The sequence below is a fragment of the Enterobacter cloacae complex sp. IR5458 genome, from assembly GCF_049238025.1.
In the GTDB taxonomy this organism is placed as follows: domain Bacteria; phylum Pseudomonadota; class Gammaproteobacteria; order Enterobacterales; family Enterobacteriaceae; genus Enterobacter; species Enterobacter kobei.
The window spans coordinates 15684-29928 of the sequence record NZ_JBMKIF010000025.1; the positions used below are offsets into that span (position 1 = coordinate 15684).

The 14245-nt window shown below is 57.1% G+C and carries 11 protein-coding genes; 6 read left to right on the forward strand and 5 right to left on the reverse strand.

Annotated elements, in window-relative coordinates; all coding sequences use genetic code 11:
* The first annotated feature begins 17 nt into the window (after positions 1–17).
* From ACOTYN_RS18855 to gldA, 3 genes are all read left to right on the forward strand, one after another.
* Positions 18–779 (forward strand): AraC family transcriptional regulator, encoded by a 762-nt coding sequence (locus ACOTYN_RS18855; RefSeq protein ID WP_063944104.1) that lies wholly within the window; start codon positions 18–20, stop codon positions 777–779.
* A 128-nt stretch (positions 780–907) separates the two neighbouring features.
* A complete protein-coding gene (fsa, locus tag ACOTYN_RS18860; protein WP_071922783.1) occupies positions 908–1570 on the forward strand; it encodes a fructose-6-phosphate aldolase in 663 nt (220 codons plus the stop codon).
* A 12-nt stretch (positions 1571–1582) separates the two neighbouring features.
* The gene (gene gldA / locus ACOTYN_RS18865) at positions 1583–2686 is read left to right on the forward strand and encodes a bifunctional L-1,2-propanediol dehydrogenase/glycerol dehydrogenase (protein ID WP_014885694.1); all 1104 of its coding nucleotides are present in this window, start codon (positions 1583–1585) and stop codon (positions 2684–2686) included.
* A 92-nt stretch (positions 2687–2778) separates the two neighbouring features.
* On the opposite strand, the gene katG is transcribed toward gldA, so the two are convergent.
* From katG to metB, 4 genes are all read right to left on the reverse strand, one after another.
* The gene (katG, locus tag ACOTYN_RS18870; RefSeq protein WP_059373616.1) at positions 2779–4959 is read right to left on the reverse strand and encodes a catalase/peroxidase HPI; all 2181 of its coding nucleotides are present in this window, start codon (positions 4957–4959) and stop codon (positions 2779–2781) included.
* Positions 4960–5107: 148 nt separating this feature from the next.
* Positions 5108–5995 (reverse strand): methylenetetrahydrofolate reductase, encoded by an 888-nt coding sequence (metF, locus tag ACOTYN_RS18875; protein ID WP_023331596.1) that lies wholly within the window; start codon positions 5993–5995, stop codon positions 5108–5110.
* A 225-nt stretch (positions 5996–6220) separates the two neighbouring features.
* Complete coding sequence (locus ACOTYN_RS18880) at positions 6221–8653, reverse strand: bifunctional aspartate kinase/homoserine dehydrogenase II (RefSeq protein ID WP_023338878.1); 2433 nt, start codon at positions 8651–8653, stop codon at positions 6221–6223.
* A gap of 2 nt (positions 8654–8655) precedes the next feature.
* Positions 8656–9816 carry a cystathionine gamma-synthase gene (metB, locus tag ACOTYN_RS18885; protein WP_014885697.1) on the reverse strand — a complete coding sequence of 387 codons (1161 nt, stop codon included), beginning with the start codon at positions 9814–9816 and terminating at the stop codon, positions 8656–8658.
* 275 nt (positions 9817–10091) lie between these two features.
* Between metB and metJ the strand changes: the two genes are divergently transcribed.
* Positions 10092–10409, forward strand: a complete 318-nt coding sequence (gene metJ, locus ACOTYN_RS18890) for a met regulon transcriptional regulator MetJ (RefSeq protein ID WP_006179183.1) — start codon at positions 10092–10094, stop codon at positions 10407–10409.
* A 48-nt stretch (positions 10410–10457) separates the two neighbouring features.
* Here the strand turns inward: metJ and rpmE are convergent, their stop codons facing one another.
* A complete protein-coding gene (rpmE, locus tag ACOTYN_RS18895; RefSeq protein WP_003862040.1) occupies positions 10458–10670 on the reverse strand; it encodes a 50S ribosomal protein L31 in 213 nt (70 codons plus the stop codon).
* Between the two features lie 200 nt (positions 10671–10870).
* Between rpmE and priA the strand changes: the two genes are divergently transcribed.
* Entirely contained in the window at positions 10871–13066 is a 2196-nt protein-coding gene (gene priA / locus ACOTYN_RS18900) for a primosomal protein N' (RefSeq protein ID WP_023331599.1), read from the forward strand.
* Between the two features lie 119 nt (positions 13067–13185).
* Positions 13186–14211 (forward strand): DNA-binding transcriptional regulator CytR, encoded by a 1026-nt coding sequence (gene cytR / locus ACOTYN_RS18905; RefSeq protein WP_014885699.1) that lies wholly within the window; start codon positions 13186–13188, stop codon positions 14209–14211.
* Positions 14212–14245: the final 34 nt, after the last annotated feature.

The following is a 14245-nucleotide window of genomic DNA, read 5'->3' on the forward strand; positions in this document are numbered from 1 at the left end:
ACCCCGGTATCCAAAACATGTTCCACGATATTACGCACATCCTCACGGCTCTGATTAAAGGCGCATTCCCCCTGGATCAAGTGCATTTTGTCACGCCTGCCGAGAATAACCGCACATCACCTTGTCTCTCAGTTATCCTGGAAATCCGCTGCGAAGCCTTCTTTTCCGCATCCGGGAACGTCCCACTGCATTCTTCAAACTCGCTCAGAATAAGCTTCGGCAAACAGCAGCTGACGCTTCAGCTCTACCGGGGTAACGCTCTTATACAACAGCAGCAGATTGCCAGAAGAGGACCCCGGACGGGCGCGTTTCTCCTGCAAACGCTCAATGAGCTGCAGATGCAGCCAACTGAGCAGGACACGGCCAGGCTGGTGATATTAAGTCTGCTCAGCCACTGCCGCGATCTGCTTGGCAGTGATATCCACACTGATAGCCGCAGCCGCGCATTATTCGAAGCCGTTCGTCGCTTTATTGATGAAAACCATGCCTCGGCGCTGACCCGGGATTCCGTTGCCGGGGCATTTTATATTTCCCCTAACTATCTCTCTCACCTTTTTCAGAAGACCGGGAACGTCGGGTTCAATGAATACCTGACGCAGACCCGTCTGGAACACGCCCGCCAGCTGCTGAAAGGCTATGACCTCAAAATTAAAGATATCGCCGCACGCTGCGGATTTACCGACAGCAACTACTTTTGCCGTCTCTTTCGTAAGCACACCGAGCGCTCCCCTTCCGAATATCGTCGTCAGTATCACAGCCAGCTGATCGCCAAAAAATAGCATTGTGATCGTTCTCTCACTTCACTAAGGACATTACATTTGTCCAGTATTTGGCAAAATTGACCTGTATCCGCCGTACTCTGCCGCGCCTTATCCTTTATTCAACCTTTCTGACTTAAGGAAAAATAATGGAACTGTACCTGGACACCGCCAACGTGGCGGAAGTTGAGCGTCTGGCGCGGGTATTCCCGATCGCGGGTGTGACCACTAACCCGAGCATTATTGCCGCCAGCCGGGAGTCCATCTGGAGCGTGCTGCCGCGCCTGCAAAAAGCCATCGGTCCCCGGGGCACTCTGTTTGCCCAGACCATGAGCCGTGACGCCGGGGGAATGGTGGCGGAAGCCAAACGTCTCAGTAATGCCCTGCCGGATATCGTGGTGAAAATTCCGGTAACGGCAGAAGGACTTGTAGCGATTAAGGCATTGAAAAACGAGGGGATCACTACACTCGGGACGGCCGTATACAGCGCCGCACAGGGTCTGCTGGCTGCACTGGCGGGCGCGTCGTATGTCGCACCGTATGTGAACCGCGTCGATGCCCAGGGCGGTGATGGTATCCGCATGGTCCAGGAGCTGCAGTCTCTTCTGGAAATGCATGTCCCTGAGAGCAAGGTGCTGGCCGCCAGCTTCAAAACGCCACGTCAGGCGCTGGACTGCCTGCTGGCCGGATGCGACGCAATCACGCTTCCTTTAGATGTAGCGCAACAAATGCTCGGCACGCCGGCGGTAGAGTCAGCCATAGAGAAGTTCGAGCAGGACTGGAAAAACGCGTTTGGTAACCTCAACCTCTAAGGGAGAAATGTTATGGACCGTATCATTCAATCGCCGGGAAAATATATCCAGGGCGCTGATGTGCTTACCCGTCTCGGCGACTACCTGAAACCGCTGGCAACGCGTTGGCTGGTTGTCGGCGATAAATTTGTGCTGGGTTTTGCTGAAGAAACCTTGCGCCAGAGCTTTAAAAACGCAGAGCTGCATGCAGAAATCGCACCGTTTGGTGGCGAATGTTCACAAAATGAAATCGATCGTCTGAAAAAACTGGCCGATAGCGCCGACTGTCTGGCCGTGCTGGGTATCGGCGGCGGGAAGACGCTGGACACCGCCAAAGCGCTGGCACACTTTATGGACGTGCCGGTTGCGATTGCCCCGACCATTGCCTCCACCGATGCACCGTGCAGCGCACTTTCCGTAATCTATACCGACAGCGGCGAGTTCGATCGCTACCTGATGCTGCCGCACAACCCGAACATGGTGATTGTGGATACCAAAGTCGTCGCGGGTGCACCGGCTCGTCTGCTTGCCGCGGGGATTGGCGATGCGCTGGCGACCTGGTTTGAAGCGCGCGCCTGCTCGCGTAGCGGTGCCACGACGATGGCGGGCGGTAAATGCACGCAGGCGGCACTCGCGCTGGCGGAGCTGTGCTATAACACGCTGCTTGAAGAGGGTGAGAAAGCCATGCTGGCGGCGGAACAGCATGTCGTAACGCCTGCGCTGGAACGCATTATCGAAGCCAACACCTATCTCAGCGGCGTAGGTTTTGAAAGCGGTGGACTGGCTGCGGCACATGCGATTCATAACGGTATGACGGCGGTGCCGGATGCGCATCACTTCTATCACGGTGAAAAAGTAGCGTTTGGTACGCTGACGCAGCTGGTGCTCGAAAATGCGCCGGTAGAAGAAATAGAGACCGTCGCGGCGCTTTGCCACAGCGTGGGACTGCCGATCACGCTGGCGCAGCTGAATATTAAAGAGGATATTCCGGCCAAAATGCGGCTGATCGCAGAAGCGTCCTGTGCAGAAGGGGAAACTATTCACAACATGCCGGGCGGAGTAACGCCAGATCAGGTGTATGCGGCGCTGCTGGTGGCTGACCAGTATGGACAGCGGTTCCTGCAGGAGTGGGAGTAATAAAAAAAGCCGGGTGGCGCTACGCTTACCCGGCCTACGAATGACATGCTTTTGCAAGCCGGGTAAGGCGTAGCCGCCACCCGGCACACTGGTTACTTCACGTCAAACCGATCCAAATCCATCACTCTCGCCCAGGCGGCAACAAAATCACGCACAAACTTCTCGTGTGCATCGCTGCTGGCGTAGACTTCAGCCAGCGCGCGCAGGACGGCGTTTGAACCAAACACCAGGTCCGCGCGGGTCGCGGTGTATTTCACTTCGCCACTGGCGCGATCGCTACCGGCAAACAGCTCGTTTGAGTCGTCGGTCGCCTTCCACTGGGTATTCATATCCAGCAGGTTCACGAAGAAGTCATTGCTCAGCACGCCCTCACGGTCGGTGAACACGCCATTCTTGCTGCCATCGAAGTTTGCCCCGAGTACGCGCAGACCGCCGACCAAAACCGTCAGTTCGGGTGCGGTCAGCGTCAGCTGCTGCGCTTTGTCGATCAGCAGTGATTCGGTGGTTGACGTATCCACCTGCGCACGGTAGTTGCGGAAGCCATCGGCAATCGGCTCGAGCAGGTTAAACATCTCGATATCCGTCTGGTCCTGGCGCGCATCCACGCGGCCCGGCGTGAACGGTACAGTAACGTAAACGCCCGCCGCTTTTGCCGCCTGCTCAACGCCTACCACGCCCGCCAGCACGATGATATCGGCCAGGGAGGCTTTATTGGTGGTGCGCTGGATGGCTTCCAGAGCCGGTAATGCACGTACGGCAGCGGCGTTAACATCCCAGTCGCGCTGAGGCGCCAGCGCCAGACGCGCACCGTTGGCGCCGCCACGCTTGTCGCCACCGCGGAAGGTCGATGCAGACGCCCAGGCAACGGAAACCAGCTCACTCACGGAGAGACCCGAGGCAATGATTTCCGCTTTCAGGCTTTCAATGTCATCTTTCGAAGGATTGAACACCGGCTGAGGCAGCGGATCCTGCCAGATCAGATCTTCTTTCGGCACTTCCGGACCAATGTACCGCGCTTTTGGCCCCATATCGCGGTGAGTCAGTTTGAACCACGCGCGCGCAAAGGCTTCGTTGAAAGCCTGCGGATCGTTCAGGAAGCGGCGAGAAATTTTCTCGAATTCCGGATCAAAACGCAGCGTCAGGTCGGTGACCAGCATCGTTGGTTTGCGTTTTTTCGACGGGTCGAATGGGTCCGGCATAATTTCTGGCGCATCCACGGCTTCAAACTGAATGGCACCTGCCGGGCTGCGGGTCTGGACCCACTCATATTTGAACAGGTTCTCGAAGAAGTAGTTGCTCCACTGGGTCGGAGTTTGTGACCAGATAACTTCCAGACCGGACGTAATGGCATCTGCACCAACGCCTGTACCGTGCGTACTCGCCCAGCCCAGGCCCTGCGCTTCAATCGGTGAGGCTTCAGGGTCGGTGCCCACATGTGTGGCTTCACCTGCGCCATGGGTTTTACCGAGGGTATGACCACCGGCGATCAGCGCCACGGTCTCTTCGTCGTTCATGCCCATATTGCCAAAGGTCGCGCGGATGGCTGCCGCCGCGGACAGTGGTTCACCGCTGGCGTTTGGCCCTTCCGGGTTAACGTAGATCAGGCCCATTTCGGTTGCGGCCAGAGGACGCTTCGCCAGCGCTTCCGGGTCACGGTGGGTCAGCCAGGCTTTTTCATCGCCCCAGTTCACGTCCAGATCCGGTTCCCAGACGTCTTCACGACCGGCACCGAAACCAAAGGTGCGGAAACCGGAGTTTTCCAGCGCCACGTTCCCCGCCAGGATGAACAGGTCAGCCCAGGAAATTTTTTGCCCGTATTTTTGCTTGATGGGCCACAGCAGACGACGCGCTTTATCCAGACTGACGTTATCGGGCCAGGAGTTCAGCGGTGCAAAACGCTGTTGGCCGCGTCCTGCCCCGCCGCGTCCATCAACGGAGCGATAAGTACCCGCGCCGTGCCACGCCATGCGAATAAACAGGCCAGCATAGCTGCCCCAGTCAGCAGGCCACCACGGCTGAGAGTCGGTTAAAAGCGCTTTGAGATCGCCTTTGAGGGCAGAGTAGTCGAGTTTGCTAAATTCTTTGCGGTAGTCGAAGTCTTCACCCAGCGGGTTAGAACGGTTGGAATGTTGGTTAAGAAGGTCAATGCGGAGTTGCTTTGGCCACCAGTCACGGCTGCTTGTACCAGCTCCCGCGCTGTGATCGGCGCCGCCGTGATGGAACGGGCATTTGCCGGCTGATGCTGCGTTATTGGTCTCGTCTGACGTGCTCATCGCTATGCTCCCTTGTACAGTGTTACCGTTACGATATACACCACTAGCAATAAGATATAGTTGAAATAATCCACAGATTCGATAGTTAATACCTTTTAACTATCTGTTTGATTAAAAAGCCCTCATTTTATAAGGGCTTTCTATTTTTTTATGCCGGACGAACGCCCAGGGTGTGACAGATGGCATAGCTCATTTCCGCGCGGTTGAGCGTGTAGAAGTGGAAATCCTTCACCCCTTCGCGGCTTAAGATCTTCACCATGTCCATCGCGATGTTAGCGCCCACCAGCTTGCGGGTCTCCGGGTCATCGTCCAGCCCTTCATACATTTTGGACATCCACAGCGGAATGCGCACGTTGGTCATATCAGCAAATTTCTTCGCCTGTTTGAAGTTAGAGACCGGCAGGATCCCCGGGATAATTTCAACGTCGATGCCCGCGGACACACAGCGGTCACGGAAACGCAGGTAGCTCTCCACATCAAAGAAGAACTGCGTAATCGCGCGATTGGCACCCGCATCCACTTTACGCTTCAGGTTGAGCAGGTCCGCCTGGGCGCTTTTCGCTTCCGGATGAACTTCAGGATACGCGGCGACGGAGATATCAAAGTCGGCCACGTCTTTCAGCAGCGCGACCAGGTCGGCGGCATACATTTCCGGCTTACCGCTTCCCGGTGGCAGATCGCCGCGCAGGGCGACAATATGACGGATACCGTTGTTCCAGTAGTCCTGGGCAATGGCACGTAACTCGTCACGGGTGGCGTCGATACAGGTGAGGTGCGGCGCAGCTTCCAGACCGGTACGGTCTTTAATGCCTTTGATGATGCTGTGCGTGCGGTCGCGCTCGCCGGAGTTCGCACCGTAGGTCACGGAGACAAACTTTGGCTTCAGGCTGCTCAGGCGATCGATAGAGCTCCACAGGGTTTGCTCCATTTCACTGGTGCGCGGCGGGAAAAATTCAAAAGAGACGTTAATCTGGCCGTTTACTTCGGCCAGGCTCTGATTCAGTGCTTCCCGCTGGTTGGCGTGAAAAAAGCTCATACCTTACCTCTATCTGTCGCGTGTCATTGTTTGTTGTATTGTGAACTTCTATACGTTTAGACGTCCAGATGTAAAAATGACGGAAAAGCGGAGGGACGTCAACATAAATAATCAACAATAACGGTGAGGTTTGCTCAGGGAAGATGAAGGAAATTCATGATAGGGTGAGCGCGGTCCGATGCCCTCACCCTGGCCCTCTCCCACAGGGAGAGGGAAATGTAGACGTTACAGCAGCTTAGCCAGACGGTTGATGTCGGACTGGATCGCTCCGGCGGTGACATCGCGCCCCGCGCCCGGGCCACGGATCACCAGCGGATTATCGCGGTACCAGCGGCTTTCGATCGCGAAGACATTATCGCACGGCAGCAGCGCCGCCAGCGGATGGTCAGGTCGCACCGCCTCGACGCCGACACGGGCTTTACCGTTGGCCTCAAAACGCGCCACATAGCGCAGCACCAGTCCCATCTCGTTCGCCGCTTCCAGACGCTGCACCATCTGCTCGTTAAGCTCTTCACCATTTTCAAAGAAATGGTCCACTGACCCTTCTTCACAGCCAGCAGGCACCAGGGACTCGACGCGGACGGCATCCGGTTCGATGTCGTAACCCGCTTCGCGCGCCAGAATCACCAGCTTACGCATCACGTCTTTACCGGAGAGGTCAACACGCGGGTCAGGCTCGGTTAAGCCCTGCTGCCACGCCTGATCCACCAGGTCGGTAAACGGTACGGTGCCGTCAAACTGCAGGAACAGCCAGGAGAGCGTGCCGGAGAAGATCCCGCTCAGCGCCAGAATGCTGTCGCCGCTTTCAATCAGGTCACGCACGGTGTGGTTAACCGGCAGGCCCGCGCCAACGGTGGCGTTATACAGCCAGTGGCGGCCTGTTTTTTCAAACGCGTCGTGGATCTGACGATATTTATCCGTGCTGCTCGCCCCCGCCAGCTTGTTCGCACTGATAACGTGGAAACCGTGGCTGGCGAAATCAAGGTACTGATCGGCAAGCTGTTCGCTGGCGGTGACGTCCAGCACCACCAGATCGTCATACGGGTGCGCGCGCATCCACAGGAACAGCGACTCTTCATCCTGCTCGACGGCCTCATCGTTAAAGAAGGCCAGCGCCCGGCTGGCATCCAGCCCTTCGTAATTCAGCAGGCTGCGGCGGCTGTCCACCACGCCTGCGAGAATGAATTCAAACCCGGTACGTGCCGAAAGCGTCACCTGCTCACGGGCGAACAGCTCCAGCCAGCGGGAACCGATGTTGCCTTTACCAAACAGCACCAGGCCGATGCGTTTTTCCGCGCGGAACAGGGAGGTGTGCAAACCCTGAATCAGGCTTTCGGTTGGCCCTTTACGCAGCACGGCGACCAGGCTGATGCCCTCTTCTGACTGCCAGGTAAATTCAACCGGCTGGCCTTTCAGCTGCTGCCAGAAGCGGTGGCAATGCAGCGGGTTACGGGTGACGCCCGCCCCCACCATCGCCACCAGCGCCAGCCCCTGACGCAGGCGAAGCTCGCCCGGCAGGCCCGCTTCATCCAGAATCTTCAGGGCGCTGTCCGCCACTTCAGCGGTATAGCAGAACTGCAGCAGCTGGCGGTCGTTATGCACGCCAACGGCCAGCGGACGCACCTGGGCACGCTTTAACACCAGGTCGATATCTTTATGCGCCAGCTTGAAATCCTGGCCCGCGGGCACCTGGAACTCAATCAGACAGATGTCGTCGTGGCTGGTGACAATACGCGCGCCCGTACCGGACGCCAGCACGCGCTCGATACGCGTAGAGCCTTGATCCGGGGTATAGCTACAGCGCAGCTGCAGGTCGATATCGCTGCCGGACACCGGCTGCAGCGTGCGGGCGTGCAGCACGGGCGCGGCCAGGCGAGCGAGCTCGCTGGCTTCGTCCAGACGCAGCAATGGCAGCAGGCAGGCATCTTTCACCTTGCGTGGGTCCGCGCTGTAAACGCCGGCCACATCGCTCCAGATGGTCACGCGGGACACGCCCGCCAGCGCACCGATTTGCGTTGCCGAATAGTCAGAACCGTTACGGCCCAGCAGCACGGTTTCGCCCGCGTTGCTGCGGCTGATAAAGCCGGTGACAACAATACGTTTGCCGGGATGCTGCACCAGGAGCTGTTGCAGCAGCGGATAGGATAACCCTTCATCCACCTGCGGCTGTGCGGCGCGTTCGGCGCGGAGGAAATCACGGGCGTCGAGCCAGGCGGCATCCACACCCAGATGTTGCAGCACGGCAGCCATCAGACGTGCAGACCACACTTCACCGTGGCCCACCACTTCGGCATACACCGCGTCGGTGATCCCGCTGTCCAGCAGGGCCGCCAGACGTTCAAGATCGTGCGTAAAAGCGCTGATCAGCCCGTCGGCAACGTCCGCTGGCAGCAGGCCAGCAATCAGTTCGCTCTGATAACGGCGTAAGGACTGTTGCACCTGATGCGCAGAAAGGCGATCGGTCTGGCTCAGTTTCAGCCAGCTAATCAACTGGTTGGTGGTGCTGCCCGCCGCGGAGACAACCATCATGTCACCCGGCTGTGAATACTCCGTCATGATCCCTGCAACGCGCAGATAACATTTCACATCAGCAAGACTACTACCACCAAACTTGTGCAGCTGACGACCCTTCGCCCCTGCCTGCGCTATCACACTCATGATTACCCCTTGGCTGCGACCCGGAAGCCATTTTCCAGATCGGCAATTAAATCTTCAGAATCTTCAATACCGGTCGAGATACGCAGCAGCGTCTCGGAAATCCCGGCGGCGGCACGTGCTTCCGGTGCCATACCGGCGTGCGTCATGGTTGCGGCGTGGGAGATCAAGCTTTCAACCCCACCTAATGATTCCGCCAGCGTAAACAATGACAGCCCGCTCAGGAAGCGACGCAGCGTTTGCTCGTCGCCGTCCAGTTCAAAACTTAACATCGCGCCAAACCCTTTCTGCTGGCGCGCGGCAATCTCGTGCCCCTGGTTTTCCGGCAGCGACGGGTGATAAAGCTTCTTCACCAGCGGCTGGGTTTTCAGGAAATCGACAATGGCCTGGGCATTGCGCTGCGCCACTTCCATACGCGGAGAAAGCGTACGGATGCCGCGCAACAGCAGGTAGCTGTCGAACGCCCCGGCGGTGACGCCAATATTATTGGCCCACCATGCCAGTTCCGTGACAACGTCGGGATCTTTTGCAATCACCACGCCCGCTACCACGTCAGAGTGGCCGTTCAGATATTTAGTGCATGAATGCAATACCAGATCAGCACCCAGTGCGAGTGGGTTCTGAAGGGCCGGACTGAGGAACGTATTATCCACTACACTTATCGCTCCCGCATCCCTTGCGAGCTGACAAATTTTCGCAATATCGACAACGCGCAACAATGGATTGCTTGGACTTTCCACCAGAACGAGCTTTGGTTTCTCTGCCAGCGCCTGTTTCAGCGCCTGTTCGTCGTTTTGATCGACAAACAGCACGCGATAACAGCCGCGTTTTGCGAGGCTGTCAAACAGACGATAGCTGCCGCCATAGCAGTCGTGCGGTGCCACCAGCAGGTCGCCCGGCTTCAGGAACACGGTCGTCACCAGGTGAATCGCAGACATCCCGGTGTTGGTCAATACGGCCCCTGCGCCCCCTTCCAGCTCGGCCAGCGCACGCTGGGTCACATCACGCGTAGGGTTGCCACGACGCGAGTAGTCGTGCGCGCGGGGTTCATTAAATCCGGTGAAATTGTAGGTACTGGAAAGATGAATCGGCGGGACAACGCAGCCGTACTGCTCGTCATCATTTAATCCGCTACGCACTGCAATAGTGGCCTGTTTACGCGTCATGGTGAGGGCTTCCTGGCGAATGAGGTGAAAAGTCAGGCACCAGAGTAAACATTCAAATTATGGACGTCAATACATCTGGACATCTAAACTTCTTTGCGTATAGATTGAGCAATGCGCAAATAGCCGTTAAAATTATATGCTTTAGTGCACGCTGCAGCGGCAATATCCGTGCCACGGTATCGTCTCTACGGTAAACTACGCAAGATTACGGTTCAAAACGGGCAGTGACCGGTTTGCACCTTTAGATTAATGACTGAGAGGATTAAAGGTATCTCATGGCTGAATGGAGCGGCGAATATATCAGCCCATACGCTGAGCACGGTAAGAAGAGTGAGCAAGTAAAGAAAATTACGGTTTCCATTCCTCTGAAGGTGTTGAAGATCCTCACCGATGAACGTACGCGTCGTCAGGTGAACAACCTGCGTCACGCGACCAATAGCGAACTGCTGTGCGAAGCGTTCCTGCATGCGTTTACCGGTCAACCGTTGCCGAACGATGACGATCTGCGCAAAGAGCGTAGCGACGAAATCCCGGAAGAGGCGAAGGTGATCATGCGTGAACTGGGTATTGACCCGGATACGTGGGAATACTGAGAAGCGGATACAAAAAAGGCACCTTGCGGTGCCTTTTTTTCGGGAAACTTATTTAGCGCCCGGGATGCTGAAACGCTTGTTGAAGCGGTCAACACGGCCACCGGTTGCAACATCACGCTGCTTACCAGTGTAGAACGGGTGGCATTTGCCGCACACGTCCAGGTTCAGATCGTGACCCACGGTGGAGCGGATCTGGATAGAGTTACCGCAAGAACAGTTTGCAGTAATCATTTCGTATTTCGGGTGAATATCTTTTTTCATGGGAGAACCTCAGTTAAGGCCGCGTCGCTCTTCCAGCCCTAACGCCAGACACCACGCGATGTTGAATGTAAGTTCTTTGGCGTAAAGTACACCAAAGGCGGCGAATCATACAGAATTTGACCAACGTATGCAAACTGATCCGCACGCCGCTTTCACTAATGTGTATACTAACGCGCCACTTTTCAAGTCAGGAAGATTCGATGCCCGTCGCTCACGTTGCCCTGCCCGTTCCGCTTCCCCGCACCTTTGACTACCTGCTGCCCGACAGCATGAGCGCCAAAGCGGGCTGTCGCGTGACCGTGCCGTTTGGCAAACAACAGCGTGTGGGGATCGTTGTTTCCGTCAGCGATAAAAGCGAACTCCCCCTTAATGAGCTGAAATCGGTCATTGAGGTACTGGACAGCGAACCGGTTTACTCCACCAGCACCTGGCGACTGCTACTGTGGGCGGCTGATTACTACCATCATCCGATTGGGGATGTCCTGTTCCACGCCCTGCCTATCCTGCTGCGCCAGGGTAAGAGCGCCAGCCATGCGCCGATGTGGTACTGGTTTGCCACCGAGCAAGGGCAGGCCGTAGACATTAATAGCCTCAAACGATCGCAGAAACAGCAGCAGGCGCTGGCCGCTCTGCGCCAGGGTAACATCTGGCGGCATCAGGTCGACGAACTTGAGGTGAGCGAAGCCGCTTTACAGGCCCTGAGAAAGAAAGGTCTGAGCGAGCTGGCAAGCCAGGCCCCAGCCCTTCACGACTGGCGCGACGGCTTCTCCGTTTCAGGGGATCGTCTGCGCCTGAATACCGAGCAGGCCACCGCGGTCGGCGCCATTCACAGCGCCTCGGACCATTTTTCTGCCTGGCTGCTGGCGGGCGTCACCGGTTCCGGTAAGACCGAAGTGTATCTGAGCGTGCTGGAAAACGTGCTCGCGCAGGGCAAACAGGCGCTGGTCATGGTGCCGGAAATTGGCTTAACCCCTCAAACCATCGCTCGATTCCGCGAGCGCTTTAACGCGCCGGTTGAGGTCCTGCACTCCGGTCTGAACGACAGCGAACGCCTCAGCGCCTGGCTGAAAGCGAAAAATGGCGAAGCGGCGATTGTGATCGGCACCCGCTCGTCGCTGTTTACGCCGTTTAAAAATCTTGGCGTGATCGTGATCGACGAAGAGCACGACAGCTCCTATAAGCAACAGGAAGGCTGGCGCTACCATGCCCGCGATCTGGCAGTTTATCGCGCCCACAGCGAGCAAATTCCGATCATTCTCGGCTCCGCCACCCCTGCGCTCGAAACCCTGCACAACGTGCGCCAGCGCAAATATCATATGCTGCGTCTGACGCGTCGTGCCGGGAATGCCCGTCCGGCCATTCAGCACGTACTCGATCTAAAAGGTCAGCAGGTTCAGGCCGGGCTAGCACCCGCATTGATTACCCGCATGCGTCAGCATTTGCAGGCGGGCAACCAGGTGATTCTGTTTCTCAACCGCCGCGGATTTGCACCCGCCCTGCTGTGCCACGACTGCGGCTGGATTGCGGAATGCCCACGCTGTGACCACTACTACACCTTCCATCAGGCACAGCGCCACCTGCGTTGTCACCACTGCGACAGCCAGCGTCCGGTGCCGCGCCAGTGTCCATCGTGCGGGTCAACGCATATCGTGCCGGTCGGACTAGGAACGGAACAGCTTGAGCAGGCGCTGGCGCCCTTCTTCCCTGACGTTCCAATCTCTCGTATCGACAGAGACACCACCAGCCGCAAGGGCGCGCTGGAACAGCAGCTCGCGGAAGTACATCGCGGCGGAGCGCGCATTCTGATTGGTACCCAAATGCTGGCAAAAGGGCACCACTTCCCGGACGTCACGCTGGTCGCCCTGCTGGACGTGGACGGCGCGCTGTTCTCTGCGGATTTCCGCGCGGCCGAGCGTTTTGCCCAGCTTTATACCCAGGTGGCCGGACGGGCAGGGCGCGCAGGCAAACAGGGCGAAGTGGTTCTGCAGACGCACCACCCTGAGCACCCGCTGCTGCAAACCCTGCTGCACAAAGGCTATGACGCTTTTGCCGAGCAGGCGCTGGCCGAACGACAGACCATGCAGCTACCACCGTGGACCAGCCACGTCATCATCCGCGCGGAAGATCATAACAACCAGCAGGCACCGCTTTTCCTGCAGCAGCTGAGAAATCTCCTGCAGGCCAGCCCCCTGGTGGATAATCAGCTGTGGATCCTGGGGCCAGTACCGGCGCTGGCGCCGAAACGCGGCGGACGTTTCCGCTGGCAAATTTTGCTCCAGCATCCTTCGCGGATCCGTTTACAGCACATTGTTAGCGGCACGCTGGCGCTGATCAACACCCTGCCTGAAGCACGTAAAGTGAAGTGGGTGCTGGACGTCGATCCCATCGAAGGCTGAAGACGGATCGAAAAATTTAACGCTCCTCACACTTTTTATGAAAATTCTGTAACCGATTCCATTAACTATCTGTAAAAATGGTGATGTCAGAAGTTCGGTGTTCAGGCGAGGAGAAGACGTTGAAGTCCAGGAAAGAGGTTGCCACGGCGACCATGAAAGACGTTGCCGAGAAAGCACAAGTCTCAACGGCAACCGTGTCCCGCGCATTAATGAACCCGGATAAAGTCTCCCAGGCGACCCGCAACCGGGTAGAGCAGGCTGCGCTTGAAGTGGGTTATTTCCCACAGGCGATGGGGCGCAACGTCAAACGCAATGAATCACGCACAATCCTTGTGATTGTGCCGGACATCTGCGATCCCTTCTTCAGTGAGATTATCCGCGGTATCGAAGTGACGGCGGCGGAACAAGGCTACCTCGTTCTGATTGGCGACTGCGCCCATCAGAACCAGCAGGAAAAGACCTTTATCGACCTTATTATCACCAAGCAGATCGATGGCATGCTGCTGCTTGGCTCGCGCCTGCCGTTTGACGCCAGCATTGAAGAGCAGCGTAATTTACCGCCGATGGTCATGGCTAACGAGTTTGCCCCTGAACTGGAGCTGCCGACGGTCCATATCGATAACCTCACCGCCGCATTCAACGCGGTGAACTATCTTCAGGAGCTGGGGCATAAGCGCATTGGCTGTATTGCCGGGCCAGAAGAGATGCCGCTGTGCCACTACCGCCTGCAGGGTTACGTTCAGGCACTGCGCCGTACTGGCGTTACCGTCGATCCGCACTACATTGCCCGCGGTGATTTTACCTTCGCAGCCGGTGGCCAGGCGCTGGAGAAGCTTCTGGACCTGCCTGAACCGCCAACCGCCGTATTTTGTCACAGCGACGTGATGGCGCTGGGCGCGTTATCATACGCCAAACGCCGCGGCCTGCGCATACCGAAAGATTTATCCATCATCGGATTCGATAATATTTCGCTTTCAGAATTTTGCGATCCGCCGCTCTCAACGGTCGCGCAACCGCGCTATCAAATCGGTCGCGAAGCGATGCTGCTTCTGCTGGATCAGCTTCACGGTCAAACAGTTAGCAGCGGCTCGCGGTTGCTGGACTGCGAACTGATAGTCCGGGGCTCTACCCAGGCATTGACTTAACGTAAACGTCTTTAGGACACCCTTATCTGGTCAA

Excerpts from the sequence above, each read along its gene's own strand:
- katG (WP_059373616.1), bottom strand. The coding sequence starts at position 4,959 with ATGAGCACGTCAGACGAGACCAATAACGCAGCATCAGCCGGCAAATGC.
- ACOTYN_RS18880 (WP_023338878.1), bottom strand. The coding sequence starts at position 8,653 with ATGAGTGTGATAGCGCAGGCAGGGGCGAAGGGTCGTCAGCTGCACAAG.
- gldA (WP_014885694.1), top strand. The coding sequence starts at position 1,583 with ATGGACCGTATCATTCAATCGCCGGGAAAATATATCCAGGGCGCTGAT.
- rpmE (WP_003862040.1), bottom strand. The coding sequence starts at position 10,670 with ATGAAAAAAGATATTCACCCGAAATACGAAATGATTACTGCAAACTGT.
- metF (WP_023331596.1), bottom strand. The coding sequence starts at position 5,995 with ATGAGCTTTTTTCACGCCAACCAGCGGGAAGCACTGAATCAGAGCCTG.
- fsa (WP_071922783.1), top strand. The coding sequence starts at position 908 with ATGGAACTGTACCTGGACACCGCCAACGTGGCGGAAGTTGAGCGTCTG.
- priA (WP_023331599.1), top strand. The coding sequence starts at position 10,871 with ATGCCCGTCGCTCACGTTGCCCTGCCCGTTCCGCTTCCCCGCACCTTT.
- ACOTYN_RS18855 (WP_063944104.1), top strand. The coding sequence starts at position 18 with ATGTTCCACGATATTACGCACATCCTCACGGCTCTGATTAAAGGCGCA.
- metB (WP_014885697.1), bottom strand. The coding sequence starts at position 9,816 with ATGACGCGTAAACAGGCCACTATTGCAGTGCGTAGCGGATTAAATGAT.
- metJ (WP_006179183.1), top strand. The coding sequence starts at position 10,092 with ATGGCTGAATGGAGCGGCGAATATATCAGCCCATACGCTGAGCACGGT.